Source organism: bacterium (assembly GCA_022616075.1).
In the GTDB taxonomy this organism is placed as follows: Bacteria; Acidobacteriota; HRBIN11; order JAKEFK01; family JAKEFK01; genus JAKEFK01.
In genome coordinates, this window is record JAKEFK010000153.1 from 1 (window position 1) to 5960 (window position 5960).

The 5960-nt window shown below is 46.0% G+C and carries 4 protein-coding genes; 3 read left to right on the forward strand and 1 reads right to left on the reverse strand.

The annotated features are described in order from the left end of the window. A partial coding sequence (locus tag L0156_12380) for a hypothetical protein (protein ID MCI0603797.1) occupies positions 1-253 on the reverse strand: 253 nt, incomplete at its 3' end. Between the two features lie 325 nt (positions 254-578). On the opposite strand from L0156_12380, the gene L0156_12385 reads away from it, so the two are divergent. From L0156_12385 to L0156_12395, 3 genes are all read left to right on the forward strand, one after another. Further along, on the forward strand, positions 579-3092 hold the full coding sequence (locus tag L0156_12385) for a DNRLRE domain-containing protein (GenBank protein ID MCI0603798.1): 2514 nt from the start codon (positions 579-581) through the stop codon (positions 3090-3092). Positions 3093-3099: 7 nt separating this feature from the next. Further along, positions 3100-4131, forward strand: a complete 1032-nt coding sequence (locus tag L0156_12390; protein ID MCI0603799.1) for a hypothetical protein — start codon at positions 3100-3102, stop codon at positions 4129-4131. A 274-nt stretch (positions 4132-4405) separates the two neighbouring features. Further along, positions 4406-5686 carry a sulfatase-like hydrolase/transferase gene (locus L0156_12395; protein ID MCI0603800.1) on the forward strand — a complete coding sequence of 427 codons (1281 nt, stop codon included), beginning with the start codon at positions 4406-4408 and terminating at the stop codon, positions 5684-5686. Positions 5687-5960 lie beyond the last annotated feature (274 nt).

A 5960-nucleotide genomic window follows, 5' to 3' on the forward strand; every position in this document is an offset into this window, starting at 1 on the left:
GCCTTTTTTTATCAGGCACCTCGAACTTTGGTTGGTTACTGAAGAAAAACACCCCACCAGATACAGCGATGGGTGTAATTGGATATACCTCTAGGGAGGGAACCTCGCAAAATAGTCCCCAACTCCTATTAACGGTTAATGATAATACCCCTCCAACGATAACTGCCGCAGCAAATCCTGCTGCAAATGGTGCAGGATGGAACAACACCGATGTTACAGTTACGTTTACTTGTTCCGATTCTGCTTCAGGCATTCAGTCCTGTTCATCACCTGTTACCGTTTCGACTGAAGGAGCAAATCAACTTGTAACAGGAACCGCGCAGGATAATGCTGGCAATTCCGCAAATACTAGTCTCATCATTAATTTGGACAGCACGGAACCTGCTCTACAAATCCTTTCTCCTCAGGATCGGGCCGTAGTACATCAAAACTCCGTTCAACTAAGCGGGACTTTGACAGATTCGCTTTCTGGTATATCTTCAATTACTTGCGATGGAGTTCCCGCAAATTACTCTGCAGGGTCATTTAGTTGCAGCCGATCTCTTGCCGTGGGCCTTAATTCAATAACAGTTACGGCGATGGATATCGCTGGAAATCAAACGGTTAATATTCTAGAAATCACTTACACAGCCCAAAGTAACAATACCTATACTTTCTTCCCAACGGCTGATGTAGCAATTTCCGATGCTTACGATTATGGAACGGGGATAAATTATGGTTTGCACACATCAATGAGAATCGAATCCGCTGGGGCAGCGGGCGGTGTATTGGCTCAATTTTCCCCTGCTCAGATGATCTCCACGATAGGATGGCAGCATATCTCCTCAGCCAGGCTAGAGTTTTACGTCGAAAATAATTTCAATGACTGGGGAAATGGCGCCTATCTGGATGCGCGTCGAATGCTGTCAAGTTGGGATGAAGCGGGAGTGACCTACGATTGCTGGCCGTCGGATAATGATCTTTCCAACCCTGCCCCCGATTGCGATGAGACTTGGTCCGGAGGGAATTACGAGGATTATTCTTCCGATTCTGTTATCCAGCAAAATGGAACTGGAGTCTGGAAGAGTTTTGATGTAACAAGCGATGTGCAATTGCTACAAAATGGTCATGATACCTATGGATGGATCATACGGAAAAGGAACCTTTCAGACAGCGGGTCTGTTGACTTTACGTCCATCCAGGGCAACACAGCGCAGAAACCTCGGCTAGTCGTGGTTGCAGATGATCAGTCGTGCCTTCCGGCTTCTATTGGTAACGTCTCACCTGCGCTCATTCCATCCGATGGCTCAATCAATACTATCACCGTCTCCGGCCAGAACCTCGATCAAATATCGAACGTCTTTGTGGACAAGGTTCCCATCAGCTTCACACTTGTCAACTCATCAACGATCACATTCACGTTAACTTCAAGTGTCGCCAGCAAGTATAGTGTGTCCTTTCGAGCGAACTGTTTGTCTGAGCCGCTTTCTCTATACTCGATAGAAAGCGATACAAGCCAATTCCAAGTATACTCGCTTGAAGAGCAAGGCTTCGAGGCCCAGGCCGCCGGAACCTGTACAGCGCCGACGGGGGCTACGCTATTCACACTCAGTGACGGCACAAGCAAAGCTCTTTGCTGGAACGGTCATAAAACCAGGTTGATCGGCTATTCCGGTAATTTTGGTCTTGTGAATAGAGATGACAAATGGCTCGCCAATGATACTAGCACAATCCTCAGCAACTACATGAGCAGAGCACAATATAACGCTTTGACAGCTGTCAACTCCAGTCGCGGTACCAATTTGATTCGACTAGTAGTGACGGGAAGTTCCTGTTCCACTCAAGCTGGTCCCCCAGAGCCTTGCGGAGGTTTTCAAGGTGCGGCGGAGAGGATGCCATTCTCAGTCAAAAGCGGCCAATATAACATCCAAATGCTTAACTCCAGTAATGTCGCAACAACGGACGGAAGCCAACTAAGCACAAAATGGAAAACCCGACTCCAGAACTTCTTAAAATATGCAGACCGCAACGGTATCGCCGTGAAGATCGACCTTTTCGATGAGAATAACTTGGGATCCCCCAACAACCAATGGGCGAACAACCCTTGGAATCCCAGCAATAATAATATTGATTCTGCCCCCGCAAACTGCACACTTCTCAATAATTTACCAAAGGGTGGATTACCAAATCTCTATAAGATCTTTAATGCAAATGGTTCTCTGAACTGCCTTGGCAAAATTCAGAAGAACTATGTGTACAGTGTGGTGAATTTTGTGCGGAGAGCCAAAGCTTGCGGGAACGGCGGGACGAGTCAATGTAAAAACGTAATATTTCAGGTCATGAACGAAGCTCGTTTTGATGGCACTTGGTCTAATTTTTCGACGTCCGATTTTCAAAAATGGCACAACCAGATTGGCCTTTGGATTAGAACTCATGGCGAGTATCTAGTTGCTGCTAACGTCAAAGGCCCTTCGAGTGGACTTTATGAGCATCCCTGTTCGACTGCCAACCGTGATGATTCTTGCTTACTTGCGAATTGTACTGCTACCTCATGCCCACCCCGCACTTTCAATGGAACTACGTTTCCAAACTATTTTACGGTTTTCTTGTCACCAGAAATCAAGATAACTACTCTACACTCTAGATCCTGGATAGAGGGCAACACCACGGGTGATATTTGTGCCAAAGATCAAGATGCTCTTGGCCTCAAGAAACCTGTTATCTACGATAATGATGGCGATAATGTATTGCCAAGAAAGTCGGATCTCAACGAGAGCTTTATTCAAAAATGGGCACAACAGGTTTCGCAATCAGGCACCAATAGCTGCGGACGGGCGAAAGGCTTCCTGCATCTTTATGACACTAAAGATGCAGCCGTGATAGAACCCAATGGAACAACACCGACCAAGTGTCGGTATGACGATGTTCTTAACCCGACACCCTACGTAGATTGTTTTGCTTGGAATGCACTAGCGGATGGCGTGCCAGAAAAATTCTGTGGAAGTGCAACGGGCTTAACAGCGTGCGTTACCAGGACAAACTATTGCGAAAACTTTACCGGAACGCCTGATTTCTGCACGCCAGTTCAGGATGCTCAATCTACTAATCCGTGAGGGCACAATGACTAAGAAACTAGCTCTTTTGACCTTATTCTTTTCAATCGTTGCAGGAATACAACCCTTATGCGGTGCTCCTGACGAGTACTGGATCTCGTTTATAAGTTTTCGCGATACTATTCAGGGATCTGGTCCTCCCTACGTGATGAAAATCGATGTTTTAGGAAATGTTCTAGTCCCGCCAAAGAAAGCTGTCCCAGGTGGTATGGGATTTATGAGCCCTTCTTCTGGAGCTACGGCACTTTCTCAAACGGATCGTTTCCTTATTATGTTTTTACCTGATGCTCGTGCTCGTGAAAAAGATGGGCGACTGCATCGCGTGTTTCGCGCCGTAATTGAAAAGCAAACGCTTCGTCTGTCGTCATTACGTGAAACGGGTCTTTTAACCTTCAACAGTGATGCTCTTCAGGTGACGCAGCGAAAAAAGGAGAACTTTATAGTTATCCAAAAGCAGGACTTCGATGCACTGCGATACGTTGGAATCCCTCTCTCATCTAGTTCTAAGATACTCGCCGGAAGAATAGATCTTTTTCCGGATTCTGTAACATGCCCATGCGAAATGGGAATTTCAGTGGATGGGAGAATCTTCATCTTTCTGGATGGAATAGGATACCCCCCGGGTAACTTGGTACTTCAGCCCCTTGATCACGATGGCAATCCAGTCCAAGGGCCTGTTATTGCTGAAAAAGGAAGAGTAACTACAGCAGATATCAGTAAGCGAATCAACGGAGATCTAAGGTTTCTGCTGTATCATTCTAATATCATAACTCGAAAACTATTTCTGCAGGTCTTACACGCGGATACCCTTCGGCCAGTTGGCGAGCCTGATCGGTTGGCGTTGTACACGGCTTACGGATCCCAAACCGCTGCCATTGATCCTCTTGGCCGTTTTGTCGTGTACGTTACGGGCGATGGACACCCCGTTGGACAAGCGATGTTAATGTTTCAAGCCGTTGACGCATTAGGCCGAAAAAGCGGACAACCGAAAATAATTGCAGACAAAGTAAAGAGCGGTCTAGACATCTTAAAGGAATGACGAGAGAGTTTCGCTGCGCGATAACTCAAATCTTATACTCAGCGATTCAAAATATCGAAATGATCAAAGAGTTTCATACTAACAACGATCTTGGAAAGACGTGCAACTTTTCGTGAAATTTTATTATGTCAACTTTGCTTCATACGACCAGCCCACAAGGATCTAGTGATTTCCGTTTGTGATTGAGACAATCCCACGGAATTAGGTCGTTACTCGCGTTTCTTCGTAAAACAGAATCTTGCGATTATTATACTGATTCGCTTAGTCTCTTAAAATGCGTTCCAAATTCATAATCGTTTTAGCCCTTTGCCTGATCGGCCTGATTTCAATTCTTGTTCTCCGCTTACCGGAAAAGCCGAACATATTATTTGTTTTAACCGACGATCAGAGATGGGACACTCTCGGCTGTTACGGTAATGAAATCATTCAGACACCGAATTTTGATAAGCTTGCCATGCAGGGGGCTCTTTTTGAAAATTTTTACATTGCCTCTCCGTTTTGCTGTCCCAGTCGTGCCATTTTCTTGACGGGCTTATACCCGCATCAAACTGGAATTTATGACAATCAATCAGGCGATTTACCTGACGGTAGCCGAACGATTGCTCATTATTTGAATGATGCGGGATACTTAACCGCATTTATCGGTAAGGCACACCTTGGCGGCAATCCACAAAAATGGGGTTTCCAGAGTCAGCCGGTTTATCTACCCGGTTGGTGGAGCAAGCAACAAAATCCGAGACTCAAAGTTGAAGGCCAAAACAAAACCGTGAAGGGAAACGTTACTGCCATTTTTGCGGATGCTGCCTTGCGATTCATCGAGAAAAATAAGTCGCGAACCTGGTTCCTCTGGCTTGCAACCACGTCGCCGCACACCCCGTATCTCACAAAACCCCGAAATCCATACATAGAAAAAATGAAAGCACCGAAAGGTTGGCCGGTGCAGCAGGCCTTCGTAGAACGGGAAAAATGGGCTGATTATTATCTGACCATTAGTCAGCTGGACACTCAACTGGGACGTGTCCTTCAAAAGCTCGATGAACTCAACCTTTCCAAGAAAACGCTAGTCATTGTCACAAGTGACAATGGTAACATGTTGGGAAGTCATGGATATCAAGAGAAGGGTGTATGGTTTGAGGAGGCTATACGTGTACCCACACTCGTGCGGTGGCCTAGTAAAGTGGAAAAGGGAATCTCCGTTAGTTCATTGATTTCCAGTGTCGATTTTGTCCCAACGATTTTGCAAATAGCCGGTGTCGCCCCGCCATCTCAATTAAAAGGCGTCAGCTTCCTTCCTTTGCTGACACGCGAAGAGCCCTCCAGATCGGAGGTTTTTTCTGAAGGAAACCGCGCCCCGCCAGAGGGTGGTGGTTCGTGGCAGATGGTCCGCGATGATCGCTGGAAATATGTACAATTTGTTGATCATAGCGAGCGGCACTTTTACGACTTGCGGAAAGATCCTTTCGAGTTAAGAAATGTTGTGGATGATCCCGTATTGCAGCAAAGCATTCACCAGATGCAAGAAAAAATAACAAGGAATCTTGGAAACCGAAAGTGAATTTCATGCACCAAAGTTTTTTCGACCAATATCTGAACATTCTCGGCTGCGCGGAGCAGCCACCGACTTTCCGATACGGCCTTTGAATTCTTTGGATACACAGATCTTCGGACAACCTTCTCAAGCTGGACGCGCGATTCCGAACGCACAAATACAGAATCGACTTCCCATCATGTTATCTTTCACAATCCAGTAGCCTTCCCAGGGTGAAAATCTTCACAATAAAATCACCGCAGGTGCTTTGAAAGTAGAAAAGAATCCGGTAGATTTTTTA